General features: G+C 40.7%; 9 protein-coding genes and 2 pseudogenes. 8 read left to right on the forward strand and 3 right to left on the reverse strand.

Annotated features, from left to right (window positions below):
- The 5 genes from FQ082_RS12625 to FQ082_RS12645 all read left to right on the forward strand — a co-directional run.
- Window positions 1–3,002 (forward strand): cadherin-like domain-containing protein (locus FQ082_RS12625; protein ID WP_223145365.1); only part of this gene is annotated, 3,002 nt, incomplete at its 5' end.
- 128 nt (window positions 3,003–3,130) lie between these two features.
- Complete coding sequence (locus FQ082_RS12630) at window positions 3,131–6,454, forward strand: UDP-N-acetylmuramoyl-tripeptide--D-alanyl-D-alanine ligase (protein WP_149493414.1); 3,324 nt, start codon at window positions 3,131–3,133, stop codon at window positions 6,452–6,454.
- Between the two features lie 463 nt (window positions 6,455–6,917).
- Window positions 6,918–8,372 carry a TolC family protein gene (locus tag FQ082_RS12635; RefSeq protein WP_149493415.1) on the forward strand — a complete coding sequence of 485 codons (1,455 nt, stop codon included), beginning with the start codon at window positions 6,918–6,920 and terminating at the stop codon, window positions 8,370–8,372.
- Between the two features lie 5 nt (window positions 8,373–8,377).
- A complete protein-coding gene (locus tag FQ082_RS12640) occupies window positions 8,378–10,633 on the forward strand; it encodes a type I secretion system permease/ATPase (protein ID WP_149493416.1) in 2,256 nt (751 codons plus the stop codon).
- A gap of 11 nt (window positions 10,634–10,644) precedes the next feature.
- A complete protein-coding gene (locus FQ082_RS12645) occupies window positions 10,645–11,814 on the forward strand; it encodes an HlyD family efflux transporter periplasmic adaptor subunit (RefSeq protein ID WP_149493417.1) in 1,170 nt (389 codons plus the stop codon).
- Between the two features lie 247 nt (window positions 11,815–12,061).
- On the opposite strand, the pseudogene FQ082_RS13080 reads toward FQ082_RS12645, so the two are convergent.
- Window positions 12,062–12,320, reverse strand: a pseudogene (locus FQ082_RS13080) (transposase); the annotation flags it as partial.
- Window positions 12,321–12,466: 146 nt separating this feature from the next.
- Here FQ082_RS13080 and FQ082_RS12655 point away from each other — a divergent pair.
- On the forward strand, window positions 12,467–13,051 hold the full coding sequence (locus tag FQ082_RS12655) for an O-methyltransferase (protein WP_149493419.1): 585 nt from the start codon (window positions 12,467–12,469) through the stop codon (window positions 13,049–13,051).
- A gap of 262 nt (window positions 13,052–13,313) precedes the next feature.
- Here FQ082_RS12655 and FQ082_RS12660 read toward each other — a convergent pair whose 3' ends face one another.
- Window positions 13,314–13,832: an HPP family protein gene (locus tag FQ082_RS12660; protein ID WP_149493420.1), complete on the reverse strand. Its 519-nt coding sequence runs from the start codon at window positions 13,830–13,832 to the stop codon at window positions 13,314–13,316.
- Between the two features lie 137 nt (window positions 13,833–13,969).
- Here FQ082_RS12660 and FQ082_RS12665 point away from each other — a divergent pair, with 137 nt between their 5' ends.
- Both FQ082_RS12665 and FQ082_RS12670 read left to right on the forward strand, forming a co-directional pair.
- Complete coding sequence (locus FQ082_RS12665) at window positions 13,970–14,506, forward strand: TetR/AcrR family transcriptional regulator (protein ID WP_149493421.1); 537 nt, start codon at window positions 13,970–13,972, stop codon at window positions 14,504–14,506.
- Entirely contained in the window at window positions 14,507–15,517 is a 1,011-nt protein-coding gene (locus FQ082_RS12670) for an AbrB family transcriptional regulator (RefSeq protein ID WP_149493422.1), read from the forward strand.
- A gap of 421 nt (window positions 15,518–15,938) precedes the next feature.
- Here the strand turns inward: FQ082_RS12670 and FQ082_RS12675 are convergent.
- Window positions 15,939–16,039, reverse strand: a pseudogene (locus tag FQ082_RS12675) (IS1595 family transposase); the annotation flags it as partial.

A 16,039-nucleotide genomic window follows, 5' to 3' on the forward strand; every position in this document is an offset into this window, starting at 1 on the left:
GTGTCGTCATCGCTGACATCACTGTGGACACCATTGCGCCTGATGCGCCGACCATCAATAGCCCAATCGCAGGTGACAACATTGTCAATGGCACTGAAGCCACTGACGGCTTTGCTGTGACAGGTACAGGTACCGCGGGTGACACCATCACCCTAACCAATGCAGCGGGCATTCAAATTGGTCAACCCGTGCTTGTCGATAGCAATGGCAACTGGAGTATACCCGTCACTAAGGCTGACGTTGACCTAATGGGTCAAGGGCCTGAATCCCTGAAAGCTACCGCCACTGATGGCGCGGGTAACACAAGTGTCGTCATCGCTGACATCACTGTGGACACCTCTGTTATCATTGCTCGAGATGACACAGATAATATAGATTTAGGCCAGCTACAGGTAACCAGCTATCCTTCGATTACTGGCTCTAACTTAGTTGTGCTTGGTATCGCTGAAGGTAGTGGGGGTACAGATAATAGTCTTGGCTTTACAGTGAGTGAGGGCGCGAGTGGTACGGTAAGTATTGAGGTCAAACAGACCGCATTAGTTACCGTAGCAGATGCGGTGAATATAGAGGTCTACAATAGCGCCGGTCAAATTGTTTACGTTGGTACTACGGGTAATGATCCACTGGTAGGCAATGTGATAGGTTTAGAGCTATTAGGATTGACTGGTAACGATACATTAACAGCGACCGTGACTGGTTTGGAGCCTGGTAAGTACACGATAGTAGTGCGTAGTGATGAAAGTACTCTAGAAAATTTGGTTAAAGAGCTTACGCTGGCAGAATTAGGTGATGCTGGTGTGGTATTAGGGCGGGATAATCAAGATGCTGTTTTGAGTACAGTAGAGACTGCGCTAAATTCTGATTATCCTCTCTTACAACTGGGAACCGTTGTCAAAGGTATTCTTGAAACCGCGTTACAGGTAACTGGTGAGATTGGTGCTGGTGAGTTAGTTGGTATTCTTACAGGAAATCCGCTACTAAATGGTTTACTTGGTGATGTAATTGACCCAGTGCTTGATGCCGTGGCTGATGCTCTTCTTAGTAATACTTTGACGCTGCTTGAAACCACTGATATCACAGCCACACTGACTGAGTATAGTTTTGATGGGAATACAGAAATAACTGGTAATGTTATTGATCCTGACGCATCGACCACAGATGAGCCTGGAGAAGATACGGTTACTGCCAACACGGTACTGACTGATATAGATAGTAACAACACGCAATCAGAGCCTACATTTGATACCGTTAATGGTATTAAGGTATTTACCATTCAGGGTCAATATGGCGTTTTAGTTATCGATGAAAATGGTGATTATACTTATACCGCAAATGGTAACTACGCACCTCCAGGTGCAACAGAAGTATTTGAATACACCATCTCTAATGGTGCAACTATTGACACTGCCAAACTGACTATTAATATCAGTTTTATGCCACCTACGCCTGTTGTCACTGATGATGTCGCTAATGACGGCAGTGGCGGTGTGCTCGCTCCTGCAGAAGTTATTGCAGACAGTGGAACTACGAATGACAATACGCCAAGCGTTGAAATTGCGCCTAATATTATCTCTGACGGACAAACGCCGCAGTTGGTAGTGGATGGTGTCGTGGTTGATGCAGTTGTCGTGAAAAACCCAAATGGCAGCTATACGTTAACACCACAAACGGCATTAGAAGATGGGGATCATGCGCTAAGCTACAATATAAAAGACGCAGTAGATAATGTCAGTGGTAATGCTCCTGTAGTCACTGTAAAAGTGGACACGACGATACCAGACGCTTTAGATGATCAGGCATCTGCTGGATTAGATATAACACCAGTTGTAACAACAACTACAGGTGGTAAGTCTGGAACTGTTAGCAGCTTAGTGAGTCTTGGCGCAGTTGGTGACTTAATTGATGTCACTTTGCTGAGCTCAAGCACTGCCTTTACCGTAGATGTAGCGGCTAATACGACACAAGATCTTACAATATCTGGTAGTGGAAACGAGTTACTAGGGTTAGCCCTTGGTAGCGATAAGGATTTTGATGTTCTTGTATATCGACAAGAAGTAGGCAGTACTCAAGCTGAACTGGTTCAATCCGTACCAAATTGGCTTGATTATACAGCTGGGTTGCTTGGTCTAGTAGGTGGTACTTGGACAGGCGCTCCTTTAGAGCTTAATACTTTCTCCGGTGGTGCGAAGTACTACATTGTTGTTGCCAACGGAAGCGGTTTATTAGATCTGGGCGTCGGCACTTCGATCACTGTTAAAACGGACTCTACTAAAATAACAAATTTTGATGTCGATTTAGTACCCGCTACTGGCAATGTGCTTACTAATGACGTTGATACCGGGCTGTCGACAGTAGTGACCAAAGTTAATGGGAATACGATAAGCGAATTAACCACTATTGCAGGTGAATATGGTAGTTTGGTGATAGACACTAACGGTCAATATACCTATACCCCGAAAGCAAATCTTAATGTGATTGGCAAATCAGACAGTTTTGAATATAAGATTGATAATGGTAATGGCAATATCGATACAGCGACGTTGATCGTAACTATCAATGGTGATGGGCAGGCTACTGTTGCCGATTCAAATCTAGCTGCTGCTCGTATGATCTCAGATGACAGCATGGCATTTTCTGACCTATTCTCTGATGTTCCAGCCTCTTTAGAAGTAGAGTATGGCGGAACAGAAACACTTAATTTAGAACTTGCTAGTTTTGCAATTAGTGATGACAGTGCAAGCAATGACGCATTAGGTGATATCAATACTGACCTGCTATTAAGTGACCTTATGGAAGCAGGTGACACTCAAATTATTAATTTGGTCGCTGCTCAAACAATGTCTCCAACTGATATAGAAGCTTCAAATAACTCAGTGGCAAGTGGATCAGAGGATGTGGGTGTCGATATGGTTAACCAGATAGCCACTATGTCATTAGATAGTATGAGTGCTCAGATCAATAATGATTGGGATAACTTAGTTAGCACACCGTATATTGGTTAATAGTTTTTTACTTATTTTTTGATATAAAAAGCGCTCCCTGAATAGGAGCGCTTTTTACACGGTATAGCCAGCTACTTTAAAACATAGTTAATAAGAATTAAGTGCGCAAAAATAAAGGATGATAATACATGAGTGAAAATACGGATATTAATGGCTTGATTACGCACTTAAAAGACAACCTTCCAGCTATTTATGATAACTGGGCACAAACTCATATCACTCAAGCAAATAATAAAAAAGATATTGTGGTTGATACCTTGCTTAACACCTTTGTATTATCTATATCTGATGGTCATAAAAAAGCCAAAACGGTCACTTTTATCGTTGACGATTTAGTACAGGTAAATGCAGCAGATAACGTCAATAGCGTTGCTAAGTTTGAAAAAATAATACCTTTAATTTTTGCAAAAATTGATAAGTTGGCTTTAAAATTTGCAGCGCCTATCGCTTGGCTAAGACTTGAATGGCTCCATCAAGCATCATCAACGACTTGGCTAAGTCTGCAGCAAAGCTTAAAAGAGTTTAAAAGAAATTACTATCGCTCAGGTATCGCCTTTAAAGGAATACGCGAGCCTTGGCTATTACTTACAGAAATGGAGTTAAATGCCAATGCTTGTCTTTATACCGGTAACACCGTTACTCATGCAGAGGTGAACACCAATAATCTAACAACTTATTTTAGAGCCCGCCATGGCAGCAGCCAAATACCTAACTTCAGTGAAGATTTAACAGTAATTAGCTTTAATACAGCAGGCATATTCATGGATGGCGATACAGGAGAGTGTTATGACCTTGATATACAGCCACGCTTTAAAGGTCATCGCAAGCTACTGCCATTATCGGCAGACACTACCAAGCCTATTATCAAGAGATCAACGCACTACCTCTCCAGACAAGTACAGCCTTCTGGTCAATATGTCTACGGTCACTTCCCTTGCTTTGGTCGTACTATAGATACTTATAATAGCCTGCGTCATGCCAGTAGCACTTATGCACTGATAGAAGGTTATGAGGCCTGTCGTAGTTTCGCTAGCTTCAATACTGATGACTCTATCGTCGCTGCAAATGTAGCAACCACATTAGCGCTGCCTGCTAAGCTGACTTTGGCTCAAATACATAGCAATATTGACAAGGCTATGAGTTATTTAGTTTATGAACTTATCAAGACCTACGATGATAAAGCTTATGTGATAGACACAGGTGGCGAGATTAAGTTAGGGGCTAATGCCGTTGCGATACTAGCACTAGTTAAGTATCTTCAGGTATTTGCAGACACTCCATTAACAGATGAATACACTGCTTTAGCAAATAAGCTAGCACTAGGCATCTTTGCTATGCAACAAGAAGATGGTAGCTTTGTGCATGTGTTGCATAGTAAAGATTTAACACTGAAAGCGAAAAACCGTATTATCTATTATGATGGAGAGGCGGCATTTGCGCTGATGCGCCTATATGGTTTAACTGAAAATGAGCGTTGGCTGGACTGTGTTACCCGTGCTTTTGATTATTTTATTGAAGCCAAACACTATCAAGCACACGACCATTGGCTGTCTTACTGCTCAAACGAGTTGGTCATCTACAAACCTGAGAAAAAATACTTTCAGTTCGCAGTCAATAATATCGCAGGCTATACCGATTTCATCAAAAACCGCATTACTACTTTTCCGACATTGCTTGAGCTATCTATGGCATTTCATAACATGCTCTTAAAGTTAGATGAGTATCCAGAGTTTCATGATGTGTTAAAGGATTTTGATATTCAAGGCTTTTATCAGGCATTGCATGCGCGTGCCAATCATCTAATCAATGGTTTTTTCTTTCCAGAGATGGCGATGTTTTTTAAAGCACCGCAGACTATCCTGCATGGTTTTTTCATCCGTCATCATTCATTCAGAGTACGCATTGATGATGTAGAGCACTATTTATCGGGTTTTATCGCTTACTTGGGTTTTTTAAAATCCAAAACCTATCCTAAATTAGCGGCTAAAAACAACCAATTAATTAATACTCCAACTAGCCCCAATAATATCGTAACATCAAAGCACCTAGCAGTAAGTAATCAACATTTAAAGCAGTCAGTTTTAACGGCTAATGCGCTTGCAACAGCCACTAAAGGAAGATGGCTGATCGCACCAAAAGAGCATTGGTCAGCGACAGGTCTTTGCAAGTGGTTACCGAGTTTTAAGTCAGGTCAGCTGATAGTGGCTCGTAGTAAAACTATGAAAGCAGACTGCCTCTCTAAAAAAGAGGTTGAATCCTTAATAAAAAAAGGCGCTTCCGCGATTATTACCGATGATTCATTAGCCTATAAAGACATGGTTGTTCCAGTATTACAGGTAAATAATGTACGTCAAGCGACTATTGATATCGGTCGTTATACTCGGCAAGCCTACCATGGTCAAATCATTGGCGTTACCGGTAGTGCCGGTAAGACCACGACAGTCAATATGTTAGCGCATACTTTAGAGAGTTTTGGTAGTGCCAATTACAGTCATTCTAGTGCCAATCTGCCAGTAGGAATCGCATGGAACTTGGCTTGTATGCCTCAATCTAGCGATTATTGGGTGTTAGAGATGGCTATTGGCTCCATGTCTGCCAATACTGATTTAGTACGCCCTGATGTCGTTTTAATCACTAATATTGCACCGGCTCATCTTGAGTACCATCATAATATTGAAAATATTGCGCTAAAAAAATCCCGGATTTTTGAAGGTATGGCACCCGGTTCTCTAGCCGTTGTTTGCCGAGATATTGCGCAATACGATTTAATTGAACAGATTGCTAATAAGTGGGGCATTCGCATCATCAGCTATGGCAAGCATAGTGACGCCATGATTAATCTACTAAGCTATGATCAAAAAAATGGTCAAGCAAAGATAGCTATTGATGGTCAGGTTTATAGCCTTAAGGTGGCAGCTCGTGGTCAGCATATGGTACTAAATGCGATGGCTGTTCTAGCAGTAATTCAACATTATAAGTTGTCTATTAGTGAAGCTATTACTAGGTTGAATACTTTTGAAGCAGCTGCTGGACGAGGGTTGGTACTTGAAACCACCTATCAAAACATGCCAATCACACTCTATGATGACGCTTATAACGCCAACCCACTATCGATGCAGGCTGCGCTTCAAAATTTCGAGCAGTCGGCATCACCTGTTCAGAATAAAGTATTGATTCTGGGCGATATGTTAGAGCTTGGTAATGATAGCGGTAAATATCATTTGGAGTTAGCCCCTATTCTCGAAAATATGAATTTTAGAACCTTAATTTTAGTCGGTGAGGAGAGCAAGATATTGGCGAATAAGCTTATAGCATCAAGTATAAAACCTTATTATTTTCAAGATACTCAAGCCCTGAGCAGACAATTACCTGAGTTCATTAAAGATAATGATCGTATTCTTATTAAAGCGTCTAATAGTATCGGATTAAACAAACTATTTTTAGATAATTAAAAATTTATTGCTCATAGAAAAAGTAATTAAATACTTGATGTAACAAATATTGTTATAGTTACTATCGGGTCTAATTTAATCAACTATTATATCGATGGTAGCACCCACTATATAAGTATAGTTTTGGGCGCTGAAAGCCAAGAAATATGTTGTGGGATATCTAAAAAAATTGATAGTTCTGCCTTTTTAAAAGTTAATAAATTGCGAGAATGATTTAACTTGGTAGTAGTATTTTATAGAAAAATAAAATTTGGAAGTAGAGATTGTTTACTAAATTAATATTCTTGTGATGATATCAACAAGTAATATTTAGTAAGCAGAAATCAGCAAATCAATAAAAATGTATTTATAGGTATAATTACTGAAGTTTAATATGAAAAAATTGACGAATCTAAAAAAAGTCCCATGTATGCTACCCATTCGAAGTCAGCTAACAATATTAGCTGCAACCATGTGTTTTGCTATGAATACGCAAGCTGCAGTAAAAGATATGCAAATCAATACTTTGATTACACATGCAGTTCAGACTCACCCTTTGGTTGGATCAGCTCGCGCCAATCAACAGGCAACCACGGAAGGTATCAATGCGGCAAAATTGAATCTATTACCAACCCCAAGCGTCAGCTCTGGCTATGATAGAGATAATGATTTTGTCTCACAAGTTACCATTCGCCAGCCATTGTGGACAGGCGGTAAGCTCACCGCTGAGGTCAATCAAGCCATATTTGATGACAAGGCTGCAGTTGAGTATATCTATGAGCAGCAAAATCTTGTAGCAAAAACCACGATTGATGCTTGGCAGGCTTATATACAGGCCATTGCTAAACAAAGCGTTCATATTGATGGTTTAAAAGAGTTGAATGAATTTGAAGCCATGATGCAGCGCCGTGTTAATCAGGGTGTCTCTGCGCGTATTGAGCTTGATCTAGTGACTAACCGTATATTGCAGGAGCAAAATTCCTATCAAGCGGCAGTAGAGCAGCAACGCATTGCGGCTGCGCGCCTTGAGCAAATTGTCGGGGAGCCTTTGTCGCAGAGTAGTGTGATGAGTTTACCCAATATCAAAGCCCTCGTAAATCAAGCCAAACAACAATCTACCAATTTTGAGCGCATGGCGTTTGAGCAAGCCGGTTTTTATAATCCCACAGTAGTAAAAGAGCACTTTCAAATTGAGTCGGCAAAACAAGGTGTCGAAGCCCAACAATCCTCTAAATATCCGACGGTTTATGCTCAATATGAGCACGCTTACTATCACGAAGACAATGAAAATAAAGGCAAATTCTCATTAGGGTTAAATTACGCGCCTGGCGCAGGGTTTTCTAACCTAGCGCTGGCACGTGCCTCGCAGGCGCAGGTGAGCAGCCTGGTACAAACCCAAGAAGCGGCACGTCGGCGCGTTATAGAAAACGTTCAAGTACAATATCAGCAGTTTGTGAGTGCTAGAGATCGCGAAACCTCATTAGTAGCAGCGGTAGCGGGAGCGCAGATTGTCGTCAGCTCTTATCGTCGTCAGTTTATTGCCGGACGTAAATCGTGGTTAGAGGTGCTAAATGCCGTTCGTGAGCACAATGAGTATCAAGTGCAGCTGGTACAGACAAGAGCAGACATGCTAGGCGCATTTTATCGTCTTCAAGTAGATTTCGGCAGCATGCCTTGGCAACAGTATGGACACAATCGTGAGCCAGTGACATTATTTAAGCCATTGGATCCAGTAAAAGAGTGGATTAACAATCAGGAAGTAAAAAAATCCGCCAAGAGCATGGGTTATGTATCGACAGTAGAAGAGGATTATATAGAAATTAGGTTGCCTGACAATGTAGAAGACAGTCTTAACAATGGTAATTTTATTATGCTAAACGAAGATTATAGTGTCACACCCATCGTTGATCAGAATACTATGATAGAGCTGAAGAAATGACTGATATGAGTGAAGAATTTAAGCTGACAACCGCAGATCTAGAAAGTAACCAGATGAGCAATATGGCAGATCAAATGTTGACGTCATCTGATTTGATGCAGACTTTGGCTGATGCTATTAGGCATTTACTGAGCCAGCAAGGTTATCCGATAGACAATGTGCGCTTACAGGAAGTGGTTGCCCGCTATGATGGCAGGTCAACCAATGATAAAGATCAAGTCATTAATGAGCTTGGTAGCGTGGTTGCAGTATTAAAAGACGTTGGTATAGATAAAACGCCAGAAATACTACAGCAGCCAGACGCGGCTTTTTTGCCCTTATTGGCTTATCGTCCGGATTTAGGCTGGGGCGTTATTGATGGTCAAACACCGCAAAAAAGTTGGAATTTTAGACAAGAAAATAATCATATCCATACGCGTGCTGATGAGCTGACATCGGTGCTAAGGATTCGTCTTAGTGATGAGCATATCCAAAAGCGTAAATCCTCTTTTACGGACTTATTAAAATCTGATTTAGGCAACTATAAAGGCGTTCTTTTCGAAGCTGTTTTGGCTACCTTTTTGATTAATATGTTGGCATTGGCCGTGTCGTTATTCTCTATGCAGGTTTATGATCGAGTGATACCCACTCGCAGTGAATATACGCTCATTATTTTAGCCAGTGGTGTCTTTCTCGTGATCCTTTTTGAAGCTTTTATGAAGTTCTCACGGTCGAGAATTATGGATAAAGTCGTTGTGGGATTGGATCAATACTTGTCTCGTGAGGTGTTTCAACGTCTGCTAAAAGTTCGTATAGACCAGATGCCAGGCTCAGTAGGCTCGATGGCGGCGCAATTGCGTGGTTATGAGCAGGTGCGTAGCTTTTTTACGGCCAGTACGTTATTTGGCTTGGTCGATTTACCTATGACCATTATTTTCATCTCCTTAGTTGCTTTTATTGGGTCACCACTGGTGGCAGTCGTTCCTGTCATTGCCGCTGTGATTGCGGTTGCGATGGGACTGTTCGCGCGTAAGCGTATTGATGCCATTGCTGCGGAAGGTGCGACTGCTTCTTACTATAAGACAGGTCTGTTAGTTGAAGCGGTTGAAGGCGTTGAAACCATCAAAGCGGGGGCGGGAAGTTGGAAGTTCTTATCACGTTGGCTTGATGTGATGAAGGTCACTATCAAAAACGATTTAGACATGAAGCACACCAATGATAATCTGACCTATTTTACCCAGATGCTACAGCAGATCAGCTATGTTGGGATTGTCATTGTAGGCTCATTCGTGGTTATCAGCGGCGATATGACCATGGGTGGATTGATTGCTTGCTCGATATTGGGTGGTAGGGTATTAGCACCTGTTATGATGCTACCGAATTTGCTGGTGCAATACTCACATGCCAAGGCCGCTAAGCTTAATATTGAAACCTTGTTTTCATTAGAGCAGGACAACCATGGCGTTGCTTATCCGTTGTCACCCAGTCGTATTAATGGTTTTTATCAATGTGAAAACTTAGGATTTAATTATCAAGGTAATGATAGAGCTGCTGTAGATATTAAAAAACTAACGATTCGTCCAGGTGAGCGTATAGCCATTTTAGGGCCTATCGGCTCAGGTAAGTCTACATTGCTTAAGATACTTGCTGGATTATATGCGCCTACTAAAGGGCGGGTCTTATTAGATGGTCTTGATATTTATCAGATCAGTCGCGAGACCTTAAGTGAGCGTTTGGGTTATCTACAACAAGATCATCGTTTATTCCAAGGAACGCTACGAGAGAACTTATTGATAGGAATGGCGGCACCTAATGATGATGTGATGCAAGAGGTGCTGAGCAAAACTGGATTGATAAACTTGGTCTCTAGTCATTCCAGTGGTCTTGATCTGCCTATTAGCGAAGGAGGGCGCGGACTGTCTGGAGGGCAAAAACAGCTCGTTGCTTTTACGCGTTTATTATTGACTAAGCCCAATGTTTTTTTACTCGATGAGCCCACTGCCTCTATGGATAATAGACAAGAACAGCGCTGCCTTCAAGTACTCAAGCAAGAACTGACAGAAGGTCAAACTTTTATCGTCTCAACCCATAAAACGGCATTATTAGAATTGGCTGATAGACTGATTATTATGGACAATCAACGCATCATTATTGATGGTCCAAAACAAGCAGTACTTGACGAATTGAAGAAAAATGAGCAAGCTAAAAATCCGCCTGCACAATCGCCAAATTTTAAAAGTATAGTGAAGCCTATCATCACTAAAACGCTCACAGACGCTTAAGGTAAGTAGGTATGTCAGACTATAAGTATACGCCCACCACTATCAAGGTGGGTCGCTCAAGGCTAAGTATTTGGATCGGATTAATCGGCATCATGGTCTTGATCGTATGGGCGTCCTTTGCCAAAATCGATCAGGTGACTCGTGCAAAGGCGACTGTGATTGCTAGCGCTCGTACGCAAGAGATTCAAGCTTCAGAAGGGGGTGTCCTAACAGAGTTGGCAGTGACTGAAGGTCAAGAAGTAAAGGCCGGACAGCTACTTGTGGTCTTAGAAGAAGAGCGAGCCAAAGCAGCTTTAGATAACTCTGCTTCTAAAACAGCGGCATTAAAGGCGAAATTGGCTCGATTAAATGCAGAAATTTTTGAGAAGTCTCTTGTCTTTCCTAAAGAGATAAAAAATTACCCTGAATACGTCCAAAACCAAACTGCACTTTATAATCGTCGTCGTCAAGCCATCAATGAAGAAGTGTCTTCTCTTGAAGCGATGCTGGTACTAGCAGAAAAAGAGCTGAGAATGAATGAGCCGTTATTGGAATATGGCGATGTCAGTCAAGCAGATGTGATTAAATTGCGCCGTCAAGTGGCTGATATTGAAGCGCAAATCAATAATAAGCGAAACAAATATTTTGAAGAAGCACAAGCAGAAATGACCAAGGCGCAAGAAGAGCTAGACACTGAGCTTGAGCAACTGCGAGATCGCGTACAGGTCTTAGAAGAAAAGCGTTTGATGTCGCCGACAGATGGCAAAATTAAAAACATCAACGTGACCACTATCGGTGGTGTCGTTAAGCCTGGCGAAGTTATATTACAGATACTACCGACGAGTAGTGATTTGATTATCGATGCAAAGGTCAGTCCTGCAGATATTGCTTATGTTAAAGAAGGTCAGGCAGCCACTGTGAAGCTTGACGCTTACGACTATTCAATCTTTGGCGCCATGAATGGAACAGTGAGCTATATCAGCCCAGATACCTTAATGGAGCAAACACCCAAAGGAGAGGAGCCTTACTATCGAGTGTTAATTATTATAACCGGTGCTGAGTTTAAGGGTAGAGAAGATAGAATATTAATTAAGCCTGGTATGACAGCTTCTGTTGATATTAAGGCGATGGAGCGGACGGTATTGTCCTATCTCACTAAGCCTATTACAAAGACCTTGTCAGAAGGCATGGGTGAGCGTTAGAAACGATTATTAGCATAAAAAGGGCTGTGAGTACATATGTGTTGGCATAATAAAATTGGACAATGTGACCCCTGCCGTCAAATCCTTACAGTTAAAATTGGGAGATTTTAGTTACGCAGCTTGACGATAAAAGTCAAACCACAACTGTCTTGGCGATCGATAGCCTAAACCCTTTTGACTCCTGATTTCACTGCGAGCACAGCTCTCATTTTGCGTCGGGGCGAAGCAGTACTTCGCTTTATCCCTCCTCATTTAGGATCTTTCGTTCCTCTTCAACTACTTTGAGCTGTCGTTTAAGACGCTTGTTTTTTTTGATCCCTGCTATGAGTTCAGGGTGATACCAAGCTGTTCCTGCAAGTTTGCCTTGATTGTGCCAACTAGATAAGGTCTGCATGGGCGATACCAAACTGCTCTGCGGTCGCTGAAATATTTCCATCGTTGTCCGCTATCTTCTTGACGGCTTCTGCTTTGAATTCTGTACTATAAGTGCTGATTTTCTTGGTCATGGTAAACTTCTCATCGAGTCGTTAGTTTACCAAGTTTAGCTGTACGATTTCTTCAGCATAGCTCAGACTTAGTAAAGATGCTTGGTGGTAAGGTCGAGACTAAAACGGATTTAAAGTCGTTTTAAAAATTGAGGAGTTTTACTTAAATGAATGACATAGATATTGAAATTTTTTTGAATGAACTATATATGAAAGGTCAGATTAATGACTCAAAATCTATCAATAAAATTGACAAGTACCTCAATATAACGCCAGATACAGGTAAGTTTTTAGGTTTACTGGCTCAACTCACGTCAGCAGAAAAAATATTAGAAGTAGGTACTTCAAATGGTTATTCTGCTGCTTGGTTAGCATTATGCACTGATGAAGCTGCTCAGATCACCACAATAGAGAATGATCCTAAGAAGATCAGCGCTGCAAGAGAGAATTTTTTAAGTACAGGTCTAGTGGATAAGATTAAAATTATTGAGGGTGATGCACCCATGATTTTATCAAAAATGACGGAAAGCTTTGACTTAGTTTTTGTTGATATGGATCGAAAATTGTATTTAGATATCTTGGAGGATGTAATACGGTTAACTAGGACAAAAGGTATCATTGTGTTTGATAACGCAGTCTCTCATAAGGAAGAAATGACAGACATTTTGAATTATTTCAATGGTAATCCACAGTTTCATACCTACTTAGCTCCTATTGGAAAAGGTGAGTTCGTGGCGCTAAAAAAATGGTAGGTCGTTTCTGATTGAGATTAATCGCACTTACTCAGTGAAAGCCATCAGTAAAGCGAGTCAAGGTACAAGATCATGGGGGTTATAAAGTATACTAAATAGATACGGTTGCTTGAACCTTGAACCTTGAACCTTGAACCTTGAACCTTGAACCTTGAACCTTGAACCTTGAACCTTGAACCTTGAACCTTGAACCTTGAACCTTTGACTATAGGCTAACTCTCAGAATGTTAAGTCCCAGACAGTCTGAGGCGGTTCAGATAGTTCACCACCAATAAGTCGAATACTGTTTACCTTTACCCAAATTGTTATAAATCAGCGCTACCATGACCAAAACGATTGAACCGAGTAGGGTAGGCGTTATCAAAAAACTCCAATTTACTGAGCCTAGCATAACTATTAAAGGGTTAGACCCAGCAGGTGGATGAGGCATTCTAAATATCAGCATTAGTGCAATGGCAGTACCAACAGCAGTTGCCATACTCCACCAGTGAATACCAAATAACGTCATGAACACCAGTCCTGTAAAAGTCGCAATAACATGTCCACCTATAACATTTCTCGGCTGGGCAAAAGGACTGGTAGGATAGGCAAATATTAGTAAACAACTTGCGCCAAACGATCCTAAAATCATAATAAGTTCTATTGAGCTTCCTAACATAGCAAGCGTTGCAGTTGCAATGGTGCCGCCTAGCCAAGCCACTACTATCATCGATAAAGGCAATCTCTTTGGGCATTGGTTCACTTGACCGCTTAACTTATGCCAATTAAAGAATGAATGCATACTTACTCCTATCATAAATAAAAAGGTATCACTACAAGTATACTGAGTGGTATACATACTAAGTATACCGAACGGTATCCGATAATGCTATTATTGTTATTCATTGAATAACAATAACAATAACAGGAGCAGAACGAATGGAATTGCGAGATGTCATTCTACAAAAAAGTTATGAGCTCTTTTATAAGCAAGGCTTTCACGATAGTGGAGTGGAGCTGCTAGCAAAGCAAGCAGGGACTACCAAGCGGACTCTGTATGCCCATTTTGGTAGTAAAGAAGGATTGATTGAGGAGGCGCTTAATTATCGTCATCAGATGTTTATGACTCAATTAAAGGATGACTTTGATGATTTTGAGATTGAGCAAGTAGCAGATGTTGCCACTTGCTACTTAAACTTCCTCAAGAACTGGACGTTATCAGAGGACTTTTATGGCTGTATGTTTATCAATGCTTGCGCAGAGTATTCAGATAAGCAGTCTTCACCGCATCTAATAGCTAAGCAGCATAAAACTGAGGTTAGGCAATGGCTACTTGATAAGTTTGAACAGGTAAGTACGGAAAATGCAAAGCAGAAATCTGACACTTTGTTTGTATTTGGTGAAGGTATTATCGTTGCGGCGCAAACAGGTCAGGAGTCATTAGAGGTAAATGCTGAGTTTTTCAGGGCTTATTGAATGTATTTGTTTATCTGTATAGTGACAACTACTCTACTCGGGTTTTTTCTTAAGCTCATTGGCGTAAAATATGGTTTTCTATTATCGGGAATATTAGTTTCACTTTTTTTTGTGACTTATACTAATAGGGAAGTCACACATGCATTTTATTTGCCGTATATTCAAATAGTTCTTGGTATCTCAACAGGATTATACTTTAAAGACTGGTCTATGGAGGTGCTGTATATAACTGCGGGAAGCATTGTTGTCATGACATTCTGTCTTATCCTTCAATCCTTCCTATCTTTTATTTGGCTTCACAAAAAAGCAAAATGGTCCAAATTGGATTCAATTCTTGCAGTATATCCTGGCTCTCTAGCGGTGGTTATTGATATGTTCAATATCACTAAAGTTAGTCCAAAGGTGATGATTACTCATATAGTGAGGTTGTTCTTATTGACTATAATTTTGACTCTATTTGGACCAGTGCAGTATGTTGCTGTAGGTACAGTGAGCGATACTTTTACTATAGAAACGTCAATAGTATTGATGATGTTATTAATCTCATGTGCATTCTTGGGTAGATTATTAGTAAGTTACCGAATACCTGCTCCATACTTATTGGTTTCAATGTTAATGACGATAGTTCTAGTCAAGTTTGGATTGTTGGCTGGTTTTACAGTTCCTTCCTTAATGATTGATAGTGCCACTATTGTATTAGGTATCCTGATAGGGTCTTTATTCGCTGGTATCTCATTTCAAGAGTTTAAAACTAGCATCAAAGACAGTGTCGTTGTTTTTTGTGTAGGTATGATCTGTACTGTAAGCTTCTCTATTTTAGCGTCAAAAATTTTAGATATAGCGTTCTCACAACTTTTCCTTTCATACGCTCCCGGTGGAGTTGAGACAGTCACGGTAATCTCAGTGGCTTCAGGACTAAATGTTATGTTTATTCTTTCACATCATTTGATAAGAATACTTATTCTACAGTTGGCGCCAGTGTTGTTTGCCTCCAAATTGCGCAAGCTGTGAAATGAGGTTTATAGCTGACTATTATTAAATAAAACATATAAAGAGAGTGAGATGCCAAGTTTTATAGTTGTAGACAATGAAATTATTAACCTATCGGAAATAAGACGGATAACTGCGGATAAAAAGCGACTTACAATTACATTTCATTTAGGATTTTGGAATGGTAACGCATTCAAAAGATGTACTGATAGCCAGCATTTTGAAGAGGTTTTTAAGGACATAGTAACTAAGTTAGAAGCCGAGCGTATTTGATTATACCTATGGCGAACCAATCAAGTACTTTCATTGGTTCGGTTTCCTAGTGAGGACTTGAATGTTTGGTTGTAGGATAATGGTATCGGTATATTGAGTTATTTAGGTAGTTGCGGTGTACATGCAGTGAGCTTTTGGATTTTTATTTTGGGGCTGTAGTAGATAAGGATTAAATATCACACCATTTTCTCAACGTTTTAAGCTGATTAGACGGTGCGCCATAATTGAATCTAAACTCACACTCTTTTAAAAATAGAGGGAAGTTCTTTT

The sequence above is a fragment of the Psychrobacter sp. ANT_H56B genome, from assembly GCF_008369245.1.
Lineage (GTDB): Bacteria > Pseudomonadota > Gammaproteobacteria > Pseudomonadales > Moraxellaceae > Psychrobacter > Psychrobacter cryohalolentis.